Below are 19,556 nucleotides of genomic sequence, written 5' to 3'. Positions count from 1 at the left end.
CGTTACCGACAACCTCGATCACCGGCGGCACTTTCGTGCCAACTTCCACGCATACCGCTCCATCCGTGAAGCCCACTTTCGAACAGGTGTACTATAACCTCCGGCTGGGGAACACTGTCGAAATTGGAGGGTCACCTAGCATGGTCAGCTCGGTGGCGGTGCTGAGCATTGCCCTGATAGCGGTGGGACTGGTGCTGACGCCGGGCCCGAACACTGTCTATCTCGTCTCGCGCACCGTGGCGCAGGGGCGCACTGCCGGGCTGGTGGCGCTGCTGGGCGTCGGCGCCGGCTTCGTCATCTACCTCGCCGGTTCGGCGGCCGGCGTGACGGCCGTGCTGACCCTCGTGCCACATCTGTTCGACGCCATAAGGTTTGTCGGCGCGGCATACCTGCTTTGGCTGGCGTGGCACACGGTGCGCGCACAGTCCATTGTGGACGACAGCGAGCTGACCACCCACTCGCACGGCCGCCTGTTCCTGGTCGGCCTGGCCACCAACCTGCTCAACCCGACCATGGCCGTGCTCTATCTCTCGCTGCTGCCCCGCTTCATCGACTCGGCCCGGGGCAATGTCGCGGTGCAGGGCCTGATCCTCGGATCGGTGCAGATCGCCATCATGCTCGCGTTCAACTGTCTCGTCGTGCTTGCGGCCGGCCGGATCACGCCGTGGCTCACCAACCGCCCGCGCTGGCTGCGCGTCCAGCGCTGGCTGGCCGCGACCGTGCTCGCGTCGCTAGCCGTGCAAATCGCGGTCACCCAATGACACCAAACACATCGAGCACGTTGTCGCGGTAGTTGTAAGCGCCCGGCCGCGCACGTTGCCACGCTCCGTCCGGCCGCAGACCCCGCCGGAGCACGATCGCGTCAGTCGAACTCGGCATCGATCGCCCACTCCCCCTCGCTCAACGCCAGGATCATCGCACGCCCATCCGACAGCAGCGTCTGCAGTCGCACCAGCCGCGCGGCCCGCTCGCCCCACCAGTGTTCCTCGACCGGCCACGGCCCGGCCCACCCTTCAACGTCCAAAGTGGACCGATCGTTGAGCACGACCCGTGCCGGCTCGCCGCTCAGGCGCAGCCGGGCGTCGACCCCGACCGGCCGCCCCCGATCGTCAACGACGCTGACAGAAACCGATTCGCGAGGAAGGATCCGGGCCGGCGACGGGGGCGGCATCCGGCCCGGCCATGGTCCTTCAGGCAGATTTGGTACCCGTTCATCGCCCCACGGCACGAGGGTCGCCCGCGGGCCGTGCGCCCGCCCGCCGCCCAACACCGCGGTCAGCGACCCCTCCGGCCCGAGGATGCCCTGCGTCCGGTGGAGCGCGCGATGCGCCCGTTCCCGCTGCGCGCCCGCCTCGCCCCACAACCCGGGCTGCAGTCCGACCTGGCTGAGCAAGCCCTCGGGCGCCAGCCGCAGCGCGATGATCCCGCTGGCGAGCCTCCGGTTGGTGAGCCAGCCCTCCAGCTGCCACCGTGTCCGGTCGGCGATCGCGGTGGCGGTCAGCACGCCGTCGTGGCGCCAAACACGGTACAGCTCCTGCCCATCGGCCGTGACCGCGACGATCGCCAGCCGCGTGCACGCCAACCCGTACCCGGTCAGCCGCTCATGCAACCGCTCGGCCAGCGCCCGCGCCGCGAACGCCGCCACGTCCACCCGTTCGATCGGCTCGTCGAACCGCTCCTCCACCTCCAGATCGGGCGGCGGCCGGCGCACCGCGAGCGGGCGGTCGTCCTCTCCCGCCGCGAGCCGCTGCGCCAAGGCGGCGTCCAACCCGAAGCGCGCCATCACCTCCGAGCGCGGCAGCCGAGCGTAAGCCCCCAACGTGCGTATCCCGAGCCGCCACAGCAGATCCGTCAGCTCCGGACGATCCAAAGTGGACACCGGCAGCCCGTCCAGGAACGCGGCCGTCCCACTCGGCGCGACCACCTTCCCGGCCCGCGCGGCCAGCAACGCCGCGAATGCTCCGTCGGCGATGCCGATCTGCGCCTCCACCCCGCACTCGACCGCGATCTGCTCGACGATGTGCTCTGCCGCGGCCTCCTCATGCCCATAGAACCGGGCCGGGCCGCGCGCCGCGAACGCGCACACCCCTGGGCGAAGCACCACCACCCCCGCGACCAACTGCTCGACCGCCATCACCACGGGCTCGAACGCCCGCGCGTCCCGCGCCGGGTCGTGCCCGATCACCACCAGCTCGGGACAGCGGGCCTGCGCATCACGCTTACGCAGGCCCCTTCGCACGCCCTCCGCTCGGGCCGCCGCCGAGCATACGACCACGCGGTTGGCATGAAGCACCGCAATCGGGTCAGACATGGACAGCCCATCGAGCAGCGCGGCCGCGATGATCGGCCAGTCCGGGCACCAGACCACCATCGTCCGCCTGTCGACACGCGCCACCCTCCCACAATAGAACACCTGTGCCAATTCCCAGACCCACGGGTCAGTCAACTGGAGCGCTCCTCGATCCCGTCCGCCGCCGACCCTGCCACGACCCGCCGCAGCTCAGCGCGTGTCGACACGTCGAGCCGGCGGAAGGCACCGGTGAGATGGAACTCCACCGTCTCTACGCCGACCACGAGGCGCCCAGCTATCCGCCGGTTGGACAGGCCCTGGCAGGCGAGCACCGCGGCCGCCACAGCCGGATCACCCCGCGAGCTGCCAGACCGTCCAAACCAGACACCGCGCCTGGCATGCCGGCGTGGGCGAGCTCCGCCAGTGCCTCGCCGCCACGCACCGCCAGCGCCTCGCCGCCACGCAGCAGCTCGGCCTGCCGCGGGTCGATCCACCGCAGCTGATGGGCCAGTTCGGTGTCGGTGTGGCGGATCCACCGCTGGTGGCGCTGAATGCCGTGGTTGTCAAGCCACGCGGGCCCGTGCCCGGCCACGAAGCTGCGCCCGCCCCAGAAGTTGCGTCCGTCGATGTCGGGCGCAGCGATGCTGATGCCGAACTGGTGCGGGTGCGAGTCGGGGGCCGCGTCCGTGACCACGCTGCCGCCCAGCGTACGCACCGGATGCAGGTAGGGCCGTGGCGACGTGGCAAGCGGCACGTCGGGCTGCCAGACATAGTGCGCGACTTCCCGCCCGTGCAGGCGCAGCACGGCCGTGCCCTGCACCTGCGGCGGCGGTGATCCGCGGGCGGCCATGACAACCTCGCTTCTCATCCTGGGACCTGTGCGCTCGCTGGATGACATTATCCTGGGAGCTGGCCCAATACGCCGGACGGGTTCGCGTCGCTGCCCGGCATGGGACGCGGCCCGACCACCGGTGGCGCGGGCGGGCAGACCGTGACGGTCACCAACCAGGCCGACCTCAACCGCTACGTGACGGCGGCGGAGCCCTACGTCATACGCGTTGCCGGCACCATCACGATCAGCCCAAAGGGGATGGAGCTGCGGGTCAACTCCAACAAGACCATCGGCGTGGGTGTCAATGATCCGGATCTGGGTGAAGGTGCTCCAGATCCCGCGGCCCATCCTCTACACCGGCATCCTGGTCTTCGCGACCCTTGGCGTGTACGCGGTTTCCGGCAACATCGAAGATGTCCTCATCGCCTTCGCGATCGGTGTCGTGGCAATGTTCATGCGCCACCTCGACTTCCCGATCGCCCCGGTCATCCTTGGCGTGATCCTCGGGCCGATGATGGAAACACAGTTCCGCCGGGCCCTGCTGCTGGCCGACAACGACCTGTCCATCTTCGTCCGCCGCCCGCTCACCCTGACCCTGCCCATCCTCGCCGTCGTCCTCGCACTGGCACTACCGTTTGTGCCCAGGCTGTTCGGCCGTAAGGAGAAACTGGCGCTCGCCGAAGACGACTGAACCTTCACACGATGATCACCAAAGCGGTTCTGATGCCGGATACGTTTGCCGGCATGAGAACCGCCGCGGTGGTCGCCAACGTCGTCTGCCTCTGCATCGCGTACGGCATCCGGGTTTTCGACGATGGCGCACTCGCGGCCTGGTCCGGCACCGCCCTGTACACCTCCGTCGTGTACGGCGTCATCGTGTTCGCCCGGCCCACGATCCGGCCGTTGGCCGCTTTTGCAGGCGCCACAGGATTCAGCTGGTTCATGGAACTGTCCCAGCTGACCCCGGTTCCCGGCTACCTGTCGGCACGAAGCATCCTCGCGCGGCAGGTATTTGGCGCCCAATTCGACCCGAACGACCTGCCCTGGTACCCAGCCGGGGCGCTCCTGATGATGGCGGCCCACACGGTCTACCGCCGGGTCAGGCAAACCGGCTCAGCGCGAACAGAATCGTCAGATACAGCAACGGACCCAGCGACCCCATCGTCTGGATGAGGACGGGCCAAGACCCTCGCTCGCCCCGCACCATCCCGTCCATCCAAGAAAACGCCCTATTCGAACTCCACGATGGGATTGAGGCAGGAGCCACAGTTGGGGTCTGACCCGGTGCCGGTCGAGCGCATGTAGGGCACGTTCACTCTTGGATCGGGTTCCAGCGCGGGCACCCGATCGCCAAGGCCCGCGCCGACCTGACCGGCCTGCTGTACGCCGACGGCATCCACGACAGCCTCTACCGATCCGGCGGCGCCACGCTCCTGGCAGAGCCGGCGCTCGCGCCGGTCGTGCCGATCCGGCCCGGCCTGCCAGCCGCCGAGCCGTTCGGCAAAGCCGCCTGATCAGCAAAACGCGGTGCCACCCCCACCGGGTGGCACCGCATTACCATGTCCCGGTCAGAAGGTGTGGAAGCCGTTCTCCAGCTCGTACACCACGTCGTTCTCCTTGGCGCGCATGGCGGCGATCACCCTGCGGGCCAGCAACTCCGACATCCGCTCGTTGATCTGCGCCTCATCGCACCAGGCCCAGCTGCGCAGCTCGTCGGGCGGCAGATGGATGTCGGCGGTGTCGCGCTCGGTCAGCGTCCCGCCGTCGTAGACGAACATCAGCCCCTCGGTGCGACCCGGCCGCGGCGGCACCCAGTCCATCACCAGTAGCCTGCCCGGGACGATCGTCTTGCCGAGCTCCTCTTTCACCTACCGGGCGGTGGCCTGCCGCGGGGACTCATTCTCATCGACGCACCCGCCGATGATTTTCCCAGCAGTCCCTGTAGACCGACTCGGGACGCTCGCTCGGCCGGCGCCCTCCTTCTCCACGGCGACGTAGCCAGCCCGCTCCTTCCAGCTTGCGCAGATGGGCCGCGAGGTTGCCATCGGGCTTAAAACTGCAGGCGCAGCACCGCACTGCCCGCCGGGGCCGCGTTGGTCTCGCGCACCGAGGCAAGCTCCGTAGTGGACAGTGCGCGTCGCCAGACGCGCACCTCATCGAGCGAGCCCGCGAACCGGTCGGTGCCGTCCAGCTTCTGCCCGATCGCGAAGCCCCGGATCCCTCCGCCGTGCCCGGCAGTCACCGATCCGGTGGGCGCGATAGCCGTGACAGGAACCCCGCCGTCCACGGACAACTGCACCTGGCCAGAAACCCGTTGCAGCACAACATGATGCCACTGATGATCGGCATACGCGGTCGCCGTGGTGAGCAACGCCGAGCCGGAATCGGTCTCCACCCACGCATGGATCGAACCGTCGGCGGGCTGGGCTCGAAGCCACACTTGCGCGCCTCCTGCGGCTCCCACCGCGTACCCCCAAAGAATGGTTTGACGATTCTGGCTCGCGCCATAACGGAACCACGCCGCGATGGTGAAGTCGCCACTGCCCAGATTGAGCGAGCTTGAGTACGGCACTTCACCGAAGGAGGCCCCGTCAAGCACGAGCGCCTGGCCGAACCGTCCGGCCTGCAACGAACCACCCCGGCGCAGCGCGTGATTGCCCGCGCCCGAACTGTCCGATATGGACGGGCCCTGCGTGGTGAAGGGCAGGCGCAGCACCGCGCCCGCGATGTCGATCCGGTTGTCCAGCCAGATGTCGCGCACCTCGGCCGCGGTCAGCGCGCGGTTGTACATGCGCAGCTCGTCGAGCTGTCCGTCCAGGCGCTGCGTGCCGTCCAGCCGTGCCCCGGCATAGACCCGGAACGGCCGGATCGGGCTGACCGTGCCCGCCGGTGCGGCCGCCGACGCGACCTGTGTACCGTCCACAAACAACCGTAGCGTGCCGCCGGACCGTTGCAGCGCAACATGATGCCACGCGTTGTTGTCATAGGCCGATGTCGAAACGACCTGAGCACTACCGTTGGCCGTCTCCATGAAGCCTCTGATGCGATTGGCGCCCGGCTCGGCGCGCAGCCAAAACTGAGACAGCCCCGCGCCCTGCTGATAGGCCCACAGCAGCGCCTGATCGGTTTGCGTTGCGCCATAACGGATCCACGTCATCGCCGTGAAGTCGCCACCGCCGAACGCGAGCGACTCGGCGTAGCGCAACTGCACGTGGTCGTCGGTGCCGTCCAGGTCGACGGCCTGATCGAACCGTCCGTGCACCAGACCCGCCCCACCCCGTAGATAGGCGTCATTGTCCAACCCGGACAGATCCGGTGTGGCCGGACCGACCGGCCCGTCCGGCAGGCCCAGCGCGGCCTCAGTGAAGTGCGCGAATCGTACCTGATCCCGGGCATCCGTCGCACCACCCTCATAGATGAGCCCGATTTCGCCGTTTGCCAACATTTGCATATCCGAGTACCCGGAAAAGGTGTCAGTGGTCACGTCGGCTCCCTCGGCGGCACTCTGCCACGTGCGCCCCTCGTCATACGACGACCGGATCACCATGTCCCGCCGCAACGTCGGATGCGACGGCGACGTGAACAGCACACGATTGTACTTGTCGCCGTTGGCCGTTGACCGCACCACGAGCGTCGACCCCTGCACCGCGTCGGCGACCAACCCCGGCACGTTGGCAAACGGCGCGGCGAACGTGAGCCCGCCGTCGAAGCTCTGCGCGAACGCCCGGTTGATGCCTGTCGACGACTCCGAGTTGTCCCGCGCGGCCGCGTAAATCGACCCGTCGTTGCGCTCGAACAGGTTCAGCTCCTCCGGAATGATCGTGTCGTCGGGCCGGATCTCCCGCGCGCCGACATGCCACGTCTCGCCCCCGTCATCGGTGTAGACCAGTTGCGCACCATGGCGACCGGTGTTGGTGGAAAAGCTCGTGCCGACAACGACCCGCCCGGCGTGCGGCCCGCGCTTGAGTTGTATCCCGTGCCCGGGACCCGTGGCATACCAACGCCAATCCGGCCGGTCGATCACGCTCTCCAGGCTGCGCGCGGGGCCGAACGACCTCCCGTCATCGGTGCTTGTCTGCACATAGGGCGTGCGGATGCCGTTGTTTTCGGCCGGGTTGAAGGTGCTCAGCAGGATGATGTTGCCGGACTCCTCGTCCTGCACGGGAACGGGATTGCCCCGCGTGGCCGGTGCCGCCGGGTTGGCATCGGTGCCCTCCAGCACCACGGTCGGCGGCTGATCCAGCGGCGGCGTCCACGTGCGACCGTTGTCTATGGACCGACGCATCACCAGGTCGATGTGCCCGGAGTCGTTGCACCACGTGGCCCCGCTGATACGTTTCTCCGCGAACGCGAGCAGCGTGCCTTCCTTGGTGCGCAGCAAAGCGGGGATGCGATAACAGACGGCGCCGAACTCGCCCCGGTTGAACAAAGTGGTGTATGGCAGTGCGCCTGCGCTGGGGACGGCCTGCGTCACGACGGCCACGGCCGTGGCGGCAACCAGCGTGACGCAAGCAAGCATAATCCTCATGAACAAAGCCTCCGAAGACATAGGACGTCCTATGTGGTGGCCCGAGCCTAGGCGTCGCGCCGGCCGTTGGCATCCAACCCAGGTATGACCTTCGATCGTGGCCGAAGAGGACGATGCTTAGACTGTCCCGGTTCGCCGGGAGGAGACGGGTCCGCGGAAGCGGGCCAGGGGAGGGCAGGGCAAGGCAAGGCACCCGCCCAGTGGTCGCCGGCGGCCTGAACCGGCCTAACTCTGCGGCGCCTTCGACTGGGGCAGCTTCCTGCCCCGCTTGAGGGACGGGGCCGACGGCGGGGGCACGACCGGGCCGATGTCGCCGTCGGGTGCCTCGTCCAGATCGACGATCACCGGGGCGTGGTCGCTGGGGCCGGTGCCCTTGCGCGCGTGCCGGTCCACCCATGCCGCCTTGACCCGGCCGGCCACCGGGACCGAGGCCAGTACCAAATCGATTCTCATTCCAAGGTCTTGATGGAACATGCCGGCGCGGTAGTCCCAGTAGGTGAACACCCGCTTGTCCGGCCAGCGGTCGCGGACGACATCGTGCAGCCCGGCCGCCCGCAGCTCGGCGAGCGCGGCCCGCTCGGGCGGCGTGACGTGGGTCTGGCCGATGTAGGCGTCGGGGTCGAACACGTCGGCGTCGGTGGGGGCGATGTTCATGTCGCCGCACACGACCACGTCATCGGGGCCCGCCACGACCATCTCGTGCAGCGCGGCCAGCCAGGCAAGCTTGTACTGATAGTGGTCGGAGTCGGGGGTGCGGCCGTTCGGGACGTACACCGAGTACACCCGGATCCCACCACACGTGGCCGAAATCGCCCGCGCCTCGGGGTGCGGGAAGCCCGGCCCATCCGGAATTCCCACCACCACCTCATCGAGCCCCACGCGGGACAGGAGCGCCACCCCGTTCCACCGCGCCTCACCATGCACGGCCACCTCGTAACCGCGGCGGTCGAGCTCGGCGCCGAGCAGCTCTGTGAACGCGGTGTCGGCCAGTTTGGTCTCCTGCAGGCACACCACATCGGGCTGCCGCTCGTCCAGCCACGGCAGGAACCGGGGCACGCGCTGCTTGACCGAATTCACATTCCACGTCGCCACCCGCACTGCACCACGATATCCGTTATGAGACCAAGCTGAGCTTGGGACGGGCTGGAGCCGTCGCAAGGTCGTCGGGTGCGTGCGGCAGCCACAGCGTGGCCCGGCGTGGACGCGACGCGGCACCCTTGCCCCGCGCGACGACCGTCAGCTCGCGAGTGCGCAGCCGCCCGCGCCCCCACCCGAGCCCGTGCCACACCGACCCTTCCGTGCGCAGGGTGATGTCGGCGCCGTCCCACGCCAACGGTCCAAAGGGGACCAGCACCGAGCCGTGCTGCCGGGCGCGCGAGGCGAGCTGGGCGCGCACACCGGCCGCGGGCACCACCCCGGTCGGCGCGGCGACCACGATGTCGAACCCGTCCAGCAGCGTGGCGACCACGCGGTCGAACGAGACCCCCGGACGTGGGATGAGCGCCATGCGGTCCAGCGCGATGCCCATCTCGTGCGCGGCGAGCGCGCCCAGGTCGGGCACGCCCGCGATGGCCACCCACGATCCGGCCTGCGACGCGGCGGCCAGCAGGGCGAGCATGAGCGAAGTCGAGCCGGGCGAGGAGCCGGGCATCACGGCGACGGTGGAGCCGCGCCGCAGCCCGCCGTCGGGGAACAACTCGCGCAGCGGGGGCGTGACGGGCAGCATGCGGTCATCGCCACGCCCGGCGACCTGCGGGCTGAGCTCACTGGCCCGCTTGACGAGCGCACTGAGCTCAACCCGCCCTTCCGCCACCCTTAGAACACTAGTTCTAACCAGTCCCGGCTCGCCATCGACCCCCTGGTCAGAGCCCTATCGATCACCAAATCCGGAATTTCGCTTCAGATCACCGGGCCACGATCGCAATCAGTGATCAACAGACACCTAGCCGTGATAGGTCTTCCCGTAGTACTCGGCCACGTCCGAGCGATGCCCCTCGATCGCGCCGGGGTCGTACTCCGGCGAATCCTTGATCTGGTCCTTGGTGCGGTCGACGTAGACCTTCCGCTCCAAATGATCAATATGATTGACGGTACCGGCCGGGAGCAGCACCTTGCGGCCGAAGATCCACGGACCGGTGTCCACCACCAGGTAAGCCGCGTCGACCTCGTAGCTGGCCTCGTCGATGGTGCCGATCGAGCCGTCGGCCGCCTCCACCCCGTAGCCGTCGAGCAGCACCCGGCCCGGGTCCTGCTCGCCACCGTCCTCAGCGGAGGGCATCCACTGCGGATCCCGCCATATCCATGGGTTGAACACAATCGGATGCATACACGTGGATTACCCGTGCTGCATGCGCGGGAAACGGCCCCGAGGCCGGCGCGGCCGAGGCGAGAAGCCCGCGCCGCGGCCCGAGCACAGCCCTGCCCACGCCCTCGCGCTTCGGTGTCCCAAACAGTTTTTGGCACAGAAGTACCTCATCCAATGAGAACCAACACCTGTCAAGGAGGAATCGTGGAACGCCGGCCGCCGGGCAGGATCGGCGGCGCAATGATGTCGGTCCGTCGCGCTGTGTAACGTTTCCTTTAAGTACACCGATTCCTCCCCTCCAGGGTCGCGTTATGCCCGTCTGTCCGGTAAGGATGGTGAGAAGTTTTCACCGATGGTCTTCACCGGAAGGCTTAGACGCCAGATGCTGAGGATTCACTTCACCAGCGCCGACCTGATGCGCACGCGGATCGCGAGCTCGCCCGATCCCATGTGGGAGCTCACGCTCAGCCTGCACCAGCTGCGCAGCCCGAGTTCGCCGGTGTTCCGGGAGTGGCGCCAGGCCACGCTCAAGCGCCTGCAGGCCGCGGGCGCCACCGACTGCCTGGCGCTGCTGCTGCAGCTGGTGCCGCAGACCGGATACTTCCCCGACTTCCTGACCCCGGCCGAGACCGGCAAGGGGTTGCAGGCGCAGATCGAGGCCATCATGTCCACGCCGATCGAGCGCCTGTCGTCCGACCTCGGGATCCTCGCCGAGGACAACCGGCTGCCCGCGTGGGTGGGCCAATTGGCCCGTGGCGACGTGGGCATGCTGTCACGCCTGGCCGAGGCCATCCGCGCGTACTATGCGGCCGCCATCGAGCCCTATCTCACGCAGATCCGCGCGAGTGTCCACATCGACCGGTCAAGGCGGACCCGCAGCCTCGCCGATGGGGGCTACGAGCGCCTGCTCTCCGAGATGCAACCCACCCTGCGCTGGCACGACTCGGTGATCGAGGCGCGCTATCCGGGCGAGCAGGTGTGCCATCTGGAGGGACGGGGTCTGCTGCTCACGCCATCGTTCTTCTGCTGGGGCCAGCCAATCACGCTGCGCGACACCACGCTACCGCCGGTGCTCGTGTGCCCGGTCGACGGTGACGCCCGCTTCATGGCTTTGAGCCTGACCAACCGCCCGCAAAGCGAAGGGCACAGCGACGCGCTGGCCGCGCTGATGGGGCGCACCCGCGCGGCCGTGCTCGAAACCATCGGCGACGGCTGCACCACCGGCGAGATCGCCCGGCGGCTCGACGTTTCCCTGCCCACCGCAAGCGAACACACCTCGGTCCTGCGCCACGCCGGGCTTGTCGCAAGCGTGCGCGACGGCAACTCGACCCTTCACGTGCTGACTCCACTTGCGACGGCCCTCCTCAGTGGAATCTGAGTTGTGCGTATCTGACATCATCGGTGTCGTGACCAGCTCGGATCTTGCGAGGAGGATAAAGGCCGTCAGCACTTTGCGCGGCGAGTTCGTGCTGCGCTCTGGGCGCACGGCACACGAGTACTTCGACAAGTATCAGTTCGAGGCCGACCCGGCGCTGCTCGACGAGGTCGCGGGCCGGATGGCGGCGCTGGTCCCGCCGGGCACGCAGGTGCTCGCGGGCCTCGAACTCGGTGGCATCGCCATTGTCACGGCACTGGGCCGCCACACCGGGCTGCCCTGCGCGTTCGTGCGCAAGGAGGCCAAGGCCTACGGCACGGCACGGCTCGCCGAAGGCGCGGCGATCGCGGGCCGGCGGGTGCTCATCGTCGAGGACGTGGTCACCACGGGCGGCACGATTCTGATGGCCTCCAAGCACTTGCGGGTCCTCGGCGCGCAGATCGACCACGCGGTGTGTGTCATCGACCGGCTGGAGGGCGGGGGCAAAGCCCTTGCGGCGCAAGGCATCACCATCCACTCCTTGCTCACCCGCGCCGATCTGGACGGCGCGTGAGGCTGACCGTGCTCGGTGCGAGTGGGGCCTTCCCCACCGCCGAGCATGCCTGCAGCGGGTTCCTGCTGTCGTACGGTGGAAGGAACGTGGTGGTCGACCTCGGTTATGGCACGTTTCAGCGGCTGCTCCAGCATGTGCCGGTTGAATCGGTCGATGCCGTGGTCATCACCCATCGCCATCCGGACCACTGCGCCGACCTGAACCCGCTGCTTCGGGCGCGGGCGATGAGCCCGCAGCGGCCGTCCAGGTTGGACATCCACGCCCCGGCCGGCGCGCTTGACGCGGTACTCGCACTCGACCGCTCGGGGATGCTCGATGATGCCTACCGGCTGCACGAGATGGGCGACCGTTTCGAGATCGGGCCGTTCGACGTCGCGATCCGGTGGCTGCCGCACTGGGTGCCCAACCCTGGTGTGCGCATCTCGGCCGGCGGGCACACCGTGGCATACACCGGCGACACGGGGCCGAGCCCGCTCATCGCCGAACTCGCCCGCGACGCTGATCTGCTGGTCGCCGAGGCTTCCTTTGCCTATCTGGTACCGGATGAGGCCGCCGAGTTCGCGTCGAGCGCGCTGCAGGCGGGACAGGACGCGGCCCGCGCCGGGGTGGGCAAGCTCCTGCTCACGCACCTGTGGCCCGGCTCCGATCCGGCCACGTTCGCCGCGGCGGCCCGCGAGAATTTCTCCGGCGAAATCGGCGTCGCCACGGAACCGAGCGCCGCCGTGGTGACTCTCGGAGCGCATGAGTGAAGTTGTGTGCCCGAGGCGGGCACTGCTGGCGGGGGCGGGGCTGACGATGCTGTTGGCCGCGTGCGGCGAGAATCCACCGCCCACCGCACCATCGCCGAGCCAGAACACGGGCTCGGGCAACGGCGACGGTTCACTGGTCAAGGCCGCGGACGTGCCGGTCGGCGGCGGCGTGGTAACGGCGGACAACGTGCTGGTGTTGCAGCTGACCGCGGGCACGTTCACCGCGTTCAGCGCGGTCTGCCCGCATCAGAACTTCCGCCTGAGCCCGCCCGACCCGCAGGGTCTGATCACGTGCGTGGCGCACCAGTCGCACTTCAAGGCCGCCGATGGTTCGCGCGTGGACGGGCCGGCGCCCAGCGGCCTGAGTCCGATCGCTGTGCAGGTCGTAGACGGGCGAGTGCGCCGCGTGGGCTAGCCTCACCTTGTGAACTGGCTTGACGCAGTCGGCTGGGCCGGGTCGGCGCTGCTGATCTGGTCCCTGCTGCAAACGCGGATCCTGCGCCTGCGGCTGTTCAACCTGGTCGGCTGTCTCGCGCTGATCGGGTACAACGCAGCGATCAGGGTCTGGCCCATGGTGGGCCTGAACGTGGTACTGGCAATCATCAATAGTGTTTATCTGATTCGCCTGCAGCGCATGCGGCACGATCCGCAGGCCTACACGGTCGTGGAGGTGAAGGCCGACGACGCCTTCCTGCACCATCTGCTGGCCGTGCACGCCGAGGACATCACCCGGTTCAACCCGGGCTTCCGCCCGCATGCGGAGCAGCTGGCGTTCGTCGTGATGCGCCACGACGAAGTCGTGGGCATCGTCCTGGTCCGCGACGCGGGCGGCGGCGTGGCGCAGATCGACCTGGACTATGTCATCGGGCGGTACCGCGACTTCACCCCCGGCGAGTTCGTCTACAAGCGCAGCAATCTGTTCACCGACCACGGCTTCCGCAAGGTGGTCACACCGCCGACGATGGTGGCACCCTACTACGAAAATATCGGGTTCAAACGCGAAGGCGGCTCCTATTCGCTGACTTTCTAGCGCTTCCAGCCCCCGATGTATGGGTAAATTGGACCGATGGGAGGTGGACCGCGAATCGCGGCGGTGCGCACGGCGCTACCCCCGCATGTCCACACGCAGGACGAAATCATCGCCGAGCTGCAGCGTTACGGCCGCGCGTTCTCCAGGTTCGCCAAATCCAGCGGGGTCCACACCCGGCACCTGGCCCTGCCGATCGACCGCTACGAGCAGCTGGACGGGTTCACCGACTTCAACAACGCCTACATCGAGGTCGCGATGCAGCTCGGTGAGCAGGCTCTGCTGGAGGCGTGCGACCAGGCGGGCATCACGCCGCAGCAGATCGACCTGATCGCGTCGACGACCGTGACCGGGCTGGCCGTGCCCTCGCTTGAGGCACGCCTGGCCGCGAAGCTGGGCATGCGGCCCGATGTCAAGCGGATGCCGCTGTTCGGGCTGGGGTGTGTGGCGGGAGCGGCCGGTGTGGCCCGCATCGCCGACTACCTGCGCGGCCATCCCGACCATGTCGCGGTCCTGCTCGCAGTCGAGCTGTGCACGCTGGCCCTGCAGCGCGGCGACACCAGCGCCGCAAACCTCGTCGCCACAAGCCTTTTCGGCGATGGCGCGGCGGCGGTCGTGATGACCGGCGACGGGCGCGGGCCGGAGGTCGTGGCCAGCCGCAGCCGGATGTATCCGGACAGCCTGGGCGTCATGGGCTGGGACATAGGCTCCGACGGATTCCGCATCGTGCTGTCCACCGAGGTGGCACCGATCGCGGAGCGTTATCTCGGCGATGACGTGCGCGGGTTCCTCAAGGACCAGGCGGTCGATCAGATCGCCGCGTGGGTGTGCCACCCCGGCGGGCCGAAGGTCATCGAAGCCATCGAACGGGCGCTGTCCCTGCCTGCCGAGGCCTTGGACAAAACCCGGTTCTCATTGGGTACCAGGGGAAATCTCTCATCGGTCTCCGTCCTCGACGTCTTGTCGGCCCACCTGGGCGACCCGCCCGCGGCCGGAGAGCACGGGCTGATGGTGGCGATGGGGCCGGGTTTCTGCTCCGAGCTCGTGCTCCTACGCTGGTGACCATGTTCTATCTGTTGATCCTGGCGGTCGGGGCGGAACGGCTCGTCGAGCTGGTGGTGTCCAAGCGCCATGCCGCGTGGGCAAAGGCCAACGGCGGCAAGGAATACGGGCGCTCGCACTATCCGTTCATGGTGGCGATCCACACCGGACTGCTGGTCGGGTGCGTGGTCGAGGTGTGGGCGCTGGAGCGGCCGTTCCTCCCGTGGCTCGGGTGGACGATGTTCGCGCTCGTGCTGGCCAGCCAGGCGTTGCGCTGGTGGTGTGTCGCGACGCTGGGCAAGCGGTGGAACACGCTGGTCATCGTGGTCCCCGGGCTGCCGCTGGTGCGCAGCGGGCCCTATCGATGGTTGCGGCATCCGAATTATGTGGCAGTGGTGGTGGAGGGGATCGCGCTTCCGTTGGTACACAGCGCATGGATCACCGCGGTGGCGTTCACCGTGCTCAATGCGATCGTGCTGACGATCCGGATCCGGGTGGAGAACGCGGCCCTTGCCACGGTTTGACGTCGACGTGCTCGTGGTGGGCGGGGGCCCGGCGGGGCTCGCGGCCGCCCGGTTCGCCGCGCTGAGCGGGCTTTCTGCGATGGTGGCCGAGCCGCGCCAAGCGCCCGTGGACAAGGCGTGCGGCGAGGGCATCATGCCTGGCGGGCTCGCTTCACTGCGCACGCTGGGTCTTTCGCTGGATGGCGTGCCGTTTCATGGAATAGCCTATGTGGACGGTTCTTCTTCTGTCGTCGCGCGTTTTGCCAACGGTCCAGGGCTCGGGGTGCGACGGACGGCACTGCACTGTTCGCTATCGGCCGGTGTCGAGTGCGTGCCGGTGCGGGTGACCTCCCTTGAGCAGGGGCCCGATTGGGTGCGCGCGGGCGGCATCACGGCGCGCTGGCTGATCGCGGCAGACGGTCTACATTCGACAGTCCGGCGATGCGTTGGCGTGCAGTCGTTTGCGGGCACACCGCGCCGATATGGCTTGCGCGCACACTGGAACGCGCGCCCGTGGTCCGAGTTCGTGGAGGTGTGGTGGTCACGACTCGGCGAGGCATACGTGACGCCGGTAGCCCCAGACGTGGTGGGCGTCGCGATCCTATCGGCCTCGCGAGCGTGGCTCGACGCGTTTCCCGGGCTTGAAGACCGCCTCGGCAAGCGGATCGGCTCAGTGCGCGGGGCCGGACCGTTGCGGCAGGTCGTGTCGCGCCGGGTCGCGGGGCGCGTGCTGTTCGTCGGCGACTCGGCAGGCTACGAGGACGCGCTCACTGGCGAGGGAATCAGCCTGGCGGTGAAGCAGGCCCGCGCCGCCATCGCGTCCATTGCGGACGGCGATCCGGCGCGCTACGAACGGGACTGGCAGCGCATCACCCGCGAATACCGCATGCTCACCCGCGGCCTGGTCGTCGCGACCCGATTTCCGGTCGCGCGCAAGGCAATCGTGCCCCTCAGCGCACGGCTCCCATCGGTCTTCACCGCGATCGTCAATCGCCTGGCGGCCTAAGCAGCCGGCCTGTTCCAGAGCTCCACGCCGGCTAGCGGCACGGCGGCGGCTTCGGGCAGCGCGATCCCGGACAGGCGGGACATCTTCGACTGGCTCGCCCTTATCCCGCCATTGGCCCGCGCTGTCAGCCGTGGGCCTTGCCGCGCCCTCCGGGGCCGGTCATCTTGCGCGGCTTGACCGCGATCTCGATGGGCGTCCCCTGGAACCCGAACTCCTCGCGCAGCTTCCGCTCGATGAACCGGACATAGCCCGCGTCGAGCGGGCCGGTGGTGAAAAGCACGAACTTCGGCGGGCAGTTGCCCGGCTGGGTGGCAAACATGATCCGGGGAGCCCGGCCGCCGCGCACCGGGTGGGGCGTGGCCTGCACGAGCGCGGTGAGCCACTGGTTGAGCCGTCCGGTGGCGATGCGCTTCTCCCAACTGGCGAGCGCGATGCGCAGCGCGGGCGCGAGCTTTTCGACCGCTCTGCCGGTGAGCGCCGAGATGTTGACCCGCAACGCCCACGGGATCCGCTTGAGCTCCCGCTCGATCTCCTTCTCCAGGTAGTACCGCCGGTCGTCGTCGACCATGTCCCACTTGTTGAACGCGAGCACGACCCCGCGCCCGGCCTCCGCCACCATGGTGAGCAGGCGCTGATCCTGCTCGGTGATCGGCTCGCTGGCGTCGAGCAGCACGACGGTCACCTCGGCCGCCTCGATCGCGGCCGCGGTGCGCAGCGACGCGTAGTATTCGGTGCCGCTGGCGTGACTGACCCGCTTGCGCAGGCCCGCCGTGTCGACGAACTGCCACACCTCTTTGTCGATGGTCACCAGCGAGTCGACCGGGTCGACCGTCGTGCCGGCGACCGAGTCCACGACCGAGCGCTCCTCCCGGGCCAGCTTGTTGAGCAGGCTCGACTTGCCCACGTTGGGCCGGCCGACGAGCGCCACCCGGCGCGGGCCGCGCGGGCGGCCCTCCCGCACGCGCGGGGCCTCCTTGGGAAAAGCGTCGAACACGGCGTCGAGCAGATCGCCCGCGCCCCGGCCGTGCAGGGCCGACACCGGGTAGGGCTGGCCCAGGCCCAGCGACCACAGCGACATGGCCTCGATCTCGCGCGCCTGGTTGTCCACCTTGTTGGCGACCAGCAGCACGGGCTTTTTGCTGCGGCGCAACATCTTTACGGCCTTCTCGTCGTCGTCGGTCGCGCCGATCATCGCGTCGACCACGAACAGCACGACGTCGGCCGTGGCCACGGCGGCCTCGGCCTGGCGCGCGATCGCCGCGGCGCGATCGCGAGCGTCGGGCTCCCACCCGCCCGTGTCGACGACCGTGAACTCTCGCCCGGACCACGTCGCGTCGTAGGCCACGCGGTCACGGGTCACGCCGGGCACATCCTCGACGACGGCCTGCCGGCGCCCGATGATCCGGTTGACCAGCGTCGACTTGCCCACGTTGGGCCGGCCGACCACGGCCACGACAGGCGTCGGGACCTCGACCTCCTCGTCGCCGACCGGCGTCTCCTCGGGCAGCTCCGCGAGGTCGACCTCAGTGTCCCTCATGCATCGACCTTCTCACGCAGATGGGCGACAACCTGGTCGATGTCCATTTCAGTGGAGTCGAGCACGATCGCGTCGGGCGCCTGGCGCAGCGGATCGGTCGCCCGGGTCGAGTCGAGCAGATCGCGGCGGGCCAGGTCGGCCTGCGTGGCGGCGTGATCGGCCGCGATCTCGGCGCTGCGGCGGCGGGCGCGCTCGGCGGCCGAGGCGGTCAAATACACCTTGAGGTCGGCGTCGGGCGCCACGACGGTGCCGATGTCGCGCCCCTCGACCACGATCCGCTCGGCACCCGCGATGACCTCGCGCTGGCGCTCGACCAGAAGCTTGCGCACGGCAGGCACGGCAGAAACGGCCGAGACGGCGCCCGTGACCTCGTGGCCCCGGATCTCGCGCGTGACGTCGTGGTCGTTCACGCTCACGGTTTGCCGGGCGGGATCGGTGCCCACAACGATCTCGGTATCGACCACCACCTTGACCACGCCCTCGGGATCATTGACATCGACCCCGGCGTGCAGCACGGCCCACGTCGCAGCGCGGTACATGGCGCCGGTGTCCAGGTAGCTGGCGCCCAAGGCCTGGGCCAGCCGCCGCGACACCGTCGACTTGCCCGAACCAGACGGCCCGTCCACCGCCACCACACACCGCCGCAAACTCATACCCCTATTCTGCCCGGTCACGATCGTCAGGAAACGAGCGCCCCTGGCTCGCCCATGCTGGTCTCGTGATGACGACACGCACTACCCAACACCGCCGGGGCCGGTTTGAATCCCGTCCGGACCGCAGTGCTGTCTTCGCGCCGATCTGAGCGCCCCGCACGGCCCCACCTCGGGCATCGTCGAACTCCCTCGCCGCCTGTTCTGCTAGCCCAAACGCCACGTCAACCTGGACAAGCCGGCGCTGCCGGCCTGGATGTACGAGACCGTGCTCCGCGAAGCCGTTTCAGTGACCGAGTTGACAAAGTGGCTGGATGGCCCGACACTGATCCGGTTGTGGCCGGAATTGTTGGTGCCCAAAGGAGTTCGTGCCGCGCGGGAAACCGACACCCCAGCTGATCCACTCCAGACAGAGGTAGCCTGGATCGCTCTCGCGGCCGCCAAACAGCACGGCTTCGCCCTCCGCGGTGGGCACGCGCTGATCGCCCACGGCATAGTCCGACGGTCCACCGAGGATGCCGACTTGTTCACCGACTCAGATGACGGTGTGCGTGCCGCAACCCGACTCGTGGCCGACGCTCTCGGTGACGCGGACCTCGAAGCCGAACTTCTGCCCGACGGCTTCGACGACGAGACGGTTGAGTTTGTCGTGGCCCGCGACGATCAGTCAGTGCGCGTGACGCTGGCACACTTCAACCGCCTTGTGCGCTGGGATCGGCTCACCGGGTGAGCATGTGTGCCTGCCGCATGCGGCCGTCGTCGGTGAACTGCCCGAAGAAGCACACCTCGATGGCGAACTCCTTCCCGCGCTGCTGCACGTGGAGCGTGTAGCGGGCGGCGACGCGATCGCCGTCGGCGATGGCGTCATGGACCTCGATGCGACTGCTGGGCCGGTTCTTGCGTACCGGCCGGGTGTGCGCGATGAGCTTGTCGCGATCGATCCGGTGCCCGTCGGCGACCTGGATGATGTCCGCGGTGTGGTAACGATCGACGATCAGCGCGGGATCGTCGTCGCCGCGCAACAGGTCGGCAGTGAACGAGGTGAAGAAGTCGGCGATGAACTGCTTGGGATCGGTATCGCTCAATCGAGGCATGGCGCTGGCGCTCCTGGAGGGGAGAATCTCTTACACTCTGTAAGATATACGCGACGACACAACTTT

24 protein-coding genes are annotated in these 19,556 nt (G+C 68.4%); 12 read left to right on the top strand and 12 right to left on the bottom strand.

What is annotated here, in order from left to right; all coding sequences use genetic code 11:
- Window positions 1–140 precede the first annotated feature (140 nt).
- Complete coding sequence (locus tag DM816_RS12005; RefSeq protein ID WP_117210246.1) at window positions 141–761, top strand: LysE family translocator; 621 nt, start codon at window positions 141–143, stop codon at window positions 759–761.
- Window positions 762–862: 101 nt separating this feature from the next.
- Here DM816_RS12005 and DM816_RS12000 read toward each other — a convergent pair whose 3' ends face one another.
- From DM816_RS12000 to DM816_RS11990, 3 genes are all read right to left on the bottom strand, one after another.
- Window positions 863–2,371: a DNA polymerase Y family protein gene (locus DM816_RS12000; protein ID WP_117210245.1), complete on the bottom strand. Its 1,509-nt coding sequence runs from the start codon at window positions 2,369–2,371 to the stop codon at window positions 863–865.
- A 71-nt stretch (window positions 2,372–2,442) separates the two neighbouring features.
- The gene (locus DM816_RS43705; RefSeq protein ID WP_246001901.1) at window positions 2,443–2,574 is read right to left on the bottom strand and encodes a helix-turn-helix domain-containing protein; all 132 of its coding nucleotides are present in this window, start codon (window positions 2,572–2,574) and stop codon (window positions 2,443–2,445) included.
- Window positions 2,575–2,585: 11 nt separating this feature from the next.
- Window positions 2,586–3,158 carry a DUF6807 family protein gene (locus tag DM816_RS11990; RefSeq protein ID WP_211588651.1) on the bottom strand — a complete coding sequence of 191 codons (573 nt, stop codon included), beginning with the start codon at window positions 3,156–3,158 and terminating at the stop codon, window positions 2,586–2,588.
- Window positions 3,159–3,426: 268 nt separating this feature from the next.
- On the opposite strand from DM816_RS11990, the gene DM816_RS11980 reads away from it, so the two are divergent.
- Both DM816_RS11980 and DM816_RS11975 read left to right on the top strand, forming a co-directional pair.
- Window positions 3,427–3,813 carry a tripartite tricarboxylate transporter permease gene (locus DM816_RS11980; RefSeq protein WP_246001904.1) on the top strand — a complete coding sequence of 129 codons (387 nt, stop codon included), beginning with the start codon at window positions 3,427–3,429 and terminating at the stop codon, window positions 3,811–3,813.
- Window positions 3,814–3,866: 53 nt separating this feature from the next.
- On the top strand, window positions 3,867–4,295 hold the full coding sequence (locus DM816_RS11975; RefSeq protein ID WP_162907364.1) for a ribosomal maturation YjgA family protein: 429 nt from the start codon (window positions 3,867–3,869) through the stop codon (window positions 4,293–4,295).
- Window positions 4,296–4,351: 56 nt separating this feature from the next.
- Here DM816_RS11975 and DM816_RS42435 read toward each other — a convergent pair whose 3' ends face one another.
- From DM816_RS42435 to DM816_RS11945, 6 genes are all read right to left on the bottom strand, one after another.
- Window positions 4,352–4,522 carry a hypothetical protein gene (locus tag DM816_RS42435; protein ID WP_162907363.1) on the bottom strand — a complete coding sequence of 57 codons (171 nt, stop codon included), beginning with the start codon at window positions 4,520–4,522 and terminating at the stop codon, window positions 4,352–4,354.
- A gap of 168 nt (window positions 4,523–4,690) precedes the next feature.
- Entirely contained in the window at window positions 4,691–4,990 is a 300-nt protein-coding gene (locus DM816_RS11965) for an NUDIX hydrolase (protein WP_246001900.1), read from the bottom strand.
- 182 nt (window positions 4,991–5,172) lie between these two features.
- The gene (locus DM816_RS11960; protein ID WP_162907362.1) at window positions 5,173–7,650 is read right to left on the bottom strand and encodes a sialidase family protein; all 2,478 of its coding nucleotides are present in this window, start codon (window positions 7,648–7,650) and stop codon (window positions 5,173–5,175) included.
- Between the two features lie 225 nt (window positions 7,651–7,875).
- Entirely contained in the window at window positions 7,876–8,748 is an 873-nt protein-coding gene (locus tag DM816_RS11955; protein WP_211588650.1) for an exodeoxyribonuclease III, read from the bottom strand.
- A gap of 16 nt (window positions 8,749–8,764) precedes the next feature.
- Window positions 8,765–9,463 (bottom strand): hypothetical protein, encoded by a 699-nt coding sequence (locus DM816_RS11950; RefSeq protein WP_117210241.1) that lies wholly within the window; start codon window positions 9,461–9,463, stop codon window positions 8,765–8,767.
- 129 nt (window positions 9,464–9,592) lie between these two features.
- Window positions 9,593–9,976 carry a PRC-barrel domain containing protein gene (locus DM816_RS11945; protein ID WP_117210240.1) on the bottom strand — a complete coding sequence of 128 codons (384 nt, stop codon included), beginning with the start codon at window positions 9,974–9,976 and terminating at the stop codon, window positions 9,593–9,595.
- Window positions 9,977–10,337: 361 nt separating this feature from the next.
- Between DM816_RS11945 and DM816_RS11940 the strand changes: the two genes are divergently transcribed.
- Genes DM816_RS11940 through DM816_RS11905 form a run of 8 tightly spaced genes read left to right on the top strand, consistent with a single transcriptional unit; the run spans window position 10,338 to window position 16,209 of the window.
- The gene (locus tag DM816_RS11940) at window positions 10,338–11,333 is read left to right on the top strand and encodes an ArsR/SmtB family transcription factor (protein ID WP_117210239.1); all 996 of its coding nucleotides are present in this window, start codon (window positions 10,338–10,340) and stop codon (window positions 11,331–11,333) included.
- A 28-nt stretch (window positions 11,334–11,361) separates the two neighbouring features.
- Complete coding sequence (gene pyrE, locus DM816_RS11935; protein ID WP_117210258.1) at window positions 11,362–11,883, top strand: orotate phosphoribosyltransferase; 522 nt, start codon at window positions 11,362–11,364, stop codon at window positions 11,881–11,883.
- Window positions 11,880–12,632, top strand: coding sequence for an MBL fold metallo-hydrolase (locus DM816_RS11930; protein WP_117210238.1), 753 nt, complete (start codon window positions 11,880–11,882; stop codon window positions 12,630–12,632). Before pyrE ends, DM816_RS11930 begins: the two co-directional genes overlap by 4 nt.
- Window positions 12,625–13,047 (top strand): Rieske (2Fe-2S) protein, encoded by a 423-nt coding sequence (locus DM816_RS11925; RefSeq protein WP_117210237.1) that lies wholly within the window; start codon window positions 12,625–12,627, stop codon window positions 13,045–13,047. Before DM816_RS11930 ends, DM816_RS11925 begins: the two co-directional genes overlap by 8 nt.
- A 9-nt stretch (window positions 13,048–13,056) precedes the next feature.
- Window positions 13,057–13,662 carry a YgjV family protein gene (locus DM816_RS11920; RefSeq protein WP_117210236.1) on the top strand — a complete coding sequence of 202 codons (606 nt, stop codon included), beginning with the start codon at window positions 13,057–13,059 and terminating at the stop codon, window positions 13,660–13,662.
- A 36-nt stretch (window positions 13,663–13,698) separates the two neighbouring features.
- Entirely contained in the window at window positions 13,699–14,721 is a 1,023-nt protein-coding gene (locus tag DM816_RS11915; protein ID WP_117210235.1) for a type III polyketide synthase, read from the top strand.
- Window positions 14,722–14,723: 2 nt separating this feature from the next.
- Complete coding sequence (locus DM816_RS11910; protein WP_117210234.1) at window positions 14,724–15,224, top strand: isoprenylcysteine carboxyl methyltransferase family protein; 501 nt, start codon at window positions 14,724–14,726, stop codon at window positions 15,222–15,224.
- Entirely contained in the window at window positions 15,211–16,209 is a 999-nt protein-coding gene (locus tag DM816_RS11905; protein ID WP_117210233.1) for an NAD(P)/FAD-dependent oxidoreductase, read from the top strand. The genes DM816_RS11910 and DM816_RS11905 overlap by 14 nt, the downstream gene beginning before the upstream one ends.
- A gap of 124 nt (window positions 16,210–16,333) precedes the next feature.
- Here DM816_RS11905 and der read toward each other — a convergent pair whose 3' ends face one another.
- Window positions 16,334–17,746: a ribosome biogenesis GTPase Der gene (gene der, locus DM816_RS11900; RefSeq protein ID WP_117210232.1), complete on the bottom strand. Its 1,413-nt coding sequence runs from the start codon at window positions 17,744–17,746 to the stop codon at window positions 16,334–16,336.
- On the bottom strand, window positions 17,743–18,399 hold the full coding sequence (cmk, locus tag DM816_RS11895) for a (d)CMP kinase (RefSeq protein ID WP_117210231.1): 657 nt from the start codon (window positions 18,397–18,399) through the stop codon (window positions 17,743–17,745). Before cmk ends, der begins: the two co-directional genes overlap by 4 nt.
- Window positions 18,400–18,685: 286 nt before the next feature.
- Between cmk and DM816_RS43700 the strand changes: the two genes are divergently transcribed.
- Window positions 18,686–19,126, top strand: a complete 441-nt coding sequence (locus DM816_RS43700; protein WP_211588649.1) for a nucleotidyl transferase AbiEii/AbiGii toxin family protein — start codon at window positions 18,686–18,688, stop codon at window positions 19,124–19,126.
- Here the strand turns inward: DM816_RS43700 and DM816_RS11885 are convergent.
- A complete protein-coding gene (locus tag DM816_RS11885; RefSeq protein WP_117210230.1) occupies window positions 19,116–19,490 on the bottom strand; it encodes a nuclear transport factor 2 family protein in 375 nt (124 codons plus the stop codon). The two genes, DM816_RS43700 and DM816_RS11885, sit on opposite strands and share 11 nt — an antisense overlap.
- Window positions 19,491–19,556 lie beyond the last annotated feature (66 nt).

The organism is Allorhizocola rhizosphaerae (assembly GCF_003426775.1).
Classification (GTDB): Bacteria; Actinomycetota; Actinomycetes; order Mycobacteriales; family Micromonosporaceae; genus Allorhizocola; species Allorhizocola rhizosphaerae.
The sequence above is the reverse complement of the archived record's forward strand: the minus strand, read 5'-3'. Positions and strand labels throughout refer to the sequence as shown.

Coding starts and splice junctions, on each gene's coding strand:
- DM816_RS11885 (WP_117210230.1), bottom strand. CDS start 19,490: ATGCCTCGATTGAGCGATACCGATCCCAAGCAGTTCATCGCCGACTTC.
- DM816_RS11990 (WP_211588651.1), bottom strand. CDS start 3,158: ATGAGAAGCGAGGTTGTCATGGCCGCCCGCGGATCACCGCCGCCGCAG.
- cmk (WP_117210231.1), bottom strand. CDS start 18,399: ATGAGTTTGCGGCGGTGTGTGGTGGCGGTGGACGGGCCGTCTGGTTCG.
- DM816_RS11960 (WP_162907362.1), bottom strand. CDS start 7,650: ATGAGGATTATGCTTGCTTGCGTCACGCTGGTTGCCGCCACGGCCGTG.
- DM816_RS11980 (WP_246001904.1), top strand. CDS start 3,427: ATGATCCGGATCTGGGTGAAGGTGCTCCAGATCCCGCGGCCCATCCTC.
- DM816_RS12000 (WP_117210245.1), bottom strand. CDS start 2,371: ATGGTGGTCTGGTGCCCGGACTGGCCGATCATCGCGGCCGCGCTGCTC.
- der (WP_117210232.1), bottom strand. CDS start 17,746: ATGAGGGACACTGAGGTCGACCTCGCGGAGCTGCCCGAGGAGACGCCG.
- DM816_RS11945 (WP_117210240.1), bottom strand. CDS start 9,976: ATGCATCCGATTGTGTTCAACCCATGGATATGGCGGGATCCGCAGTGG.
- DM816_RS12005 (WP_117210246.1), top strand. CDS start 141: ATGGTCAGCTCGGTGGCGGTGCTGAGCATTGCCCTGATAGCGGTGGGA.
- DM816_RS11910 (WP_117210234.1), top strand. CDS start 14,724: ATGTTCTATCTGTTGATCCTGGCGGTCGGGGCGGAACGGCTCGTCGAG.
- DM816_RS11925 (WP_117210237.1), top strand. CDS start 12,625: ATGAGTGAAGTTGTGTGCCCGAGGCGGGCACTGCTGGCGGGGGCGGGG.
- DM816_RS11940 (WP_117210239.1), top strand. CDS start 10,338: ATGCTGAGGATTCACTTCACCAGCGCCGACCTGATGCGCACGCGGATC.
- DM816_RS11975 (WP_162907364.1), top strand. CDS start 3,867: ATGAGAACCGCCGCGGTGGTCGCCAACGTCGTCTGCCTCTGCATCGCG.
- DM816_RS11915 (WP_117210235.1), top strand. CDS start 13,699: ATGGGAGGTGGACCGCGAATCGCGGCGGTGCGCACGGCGCTACCCCCG.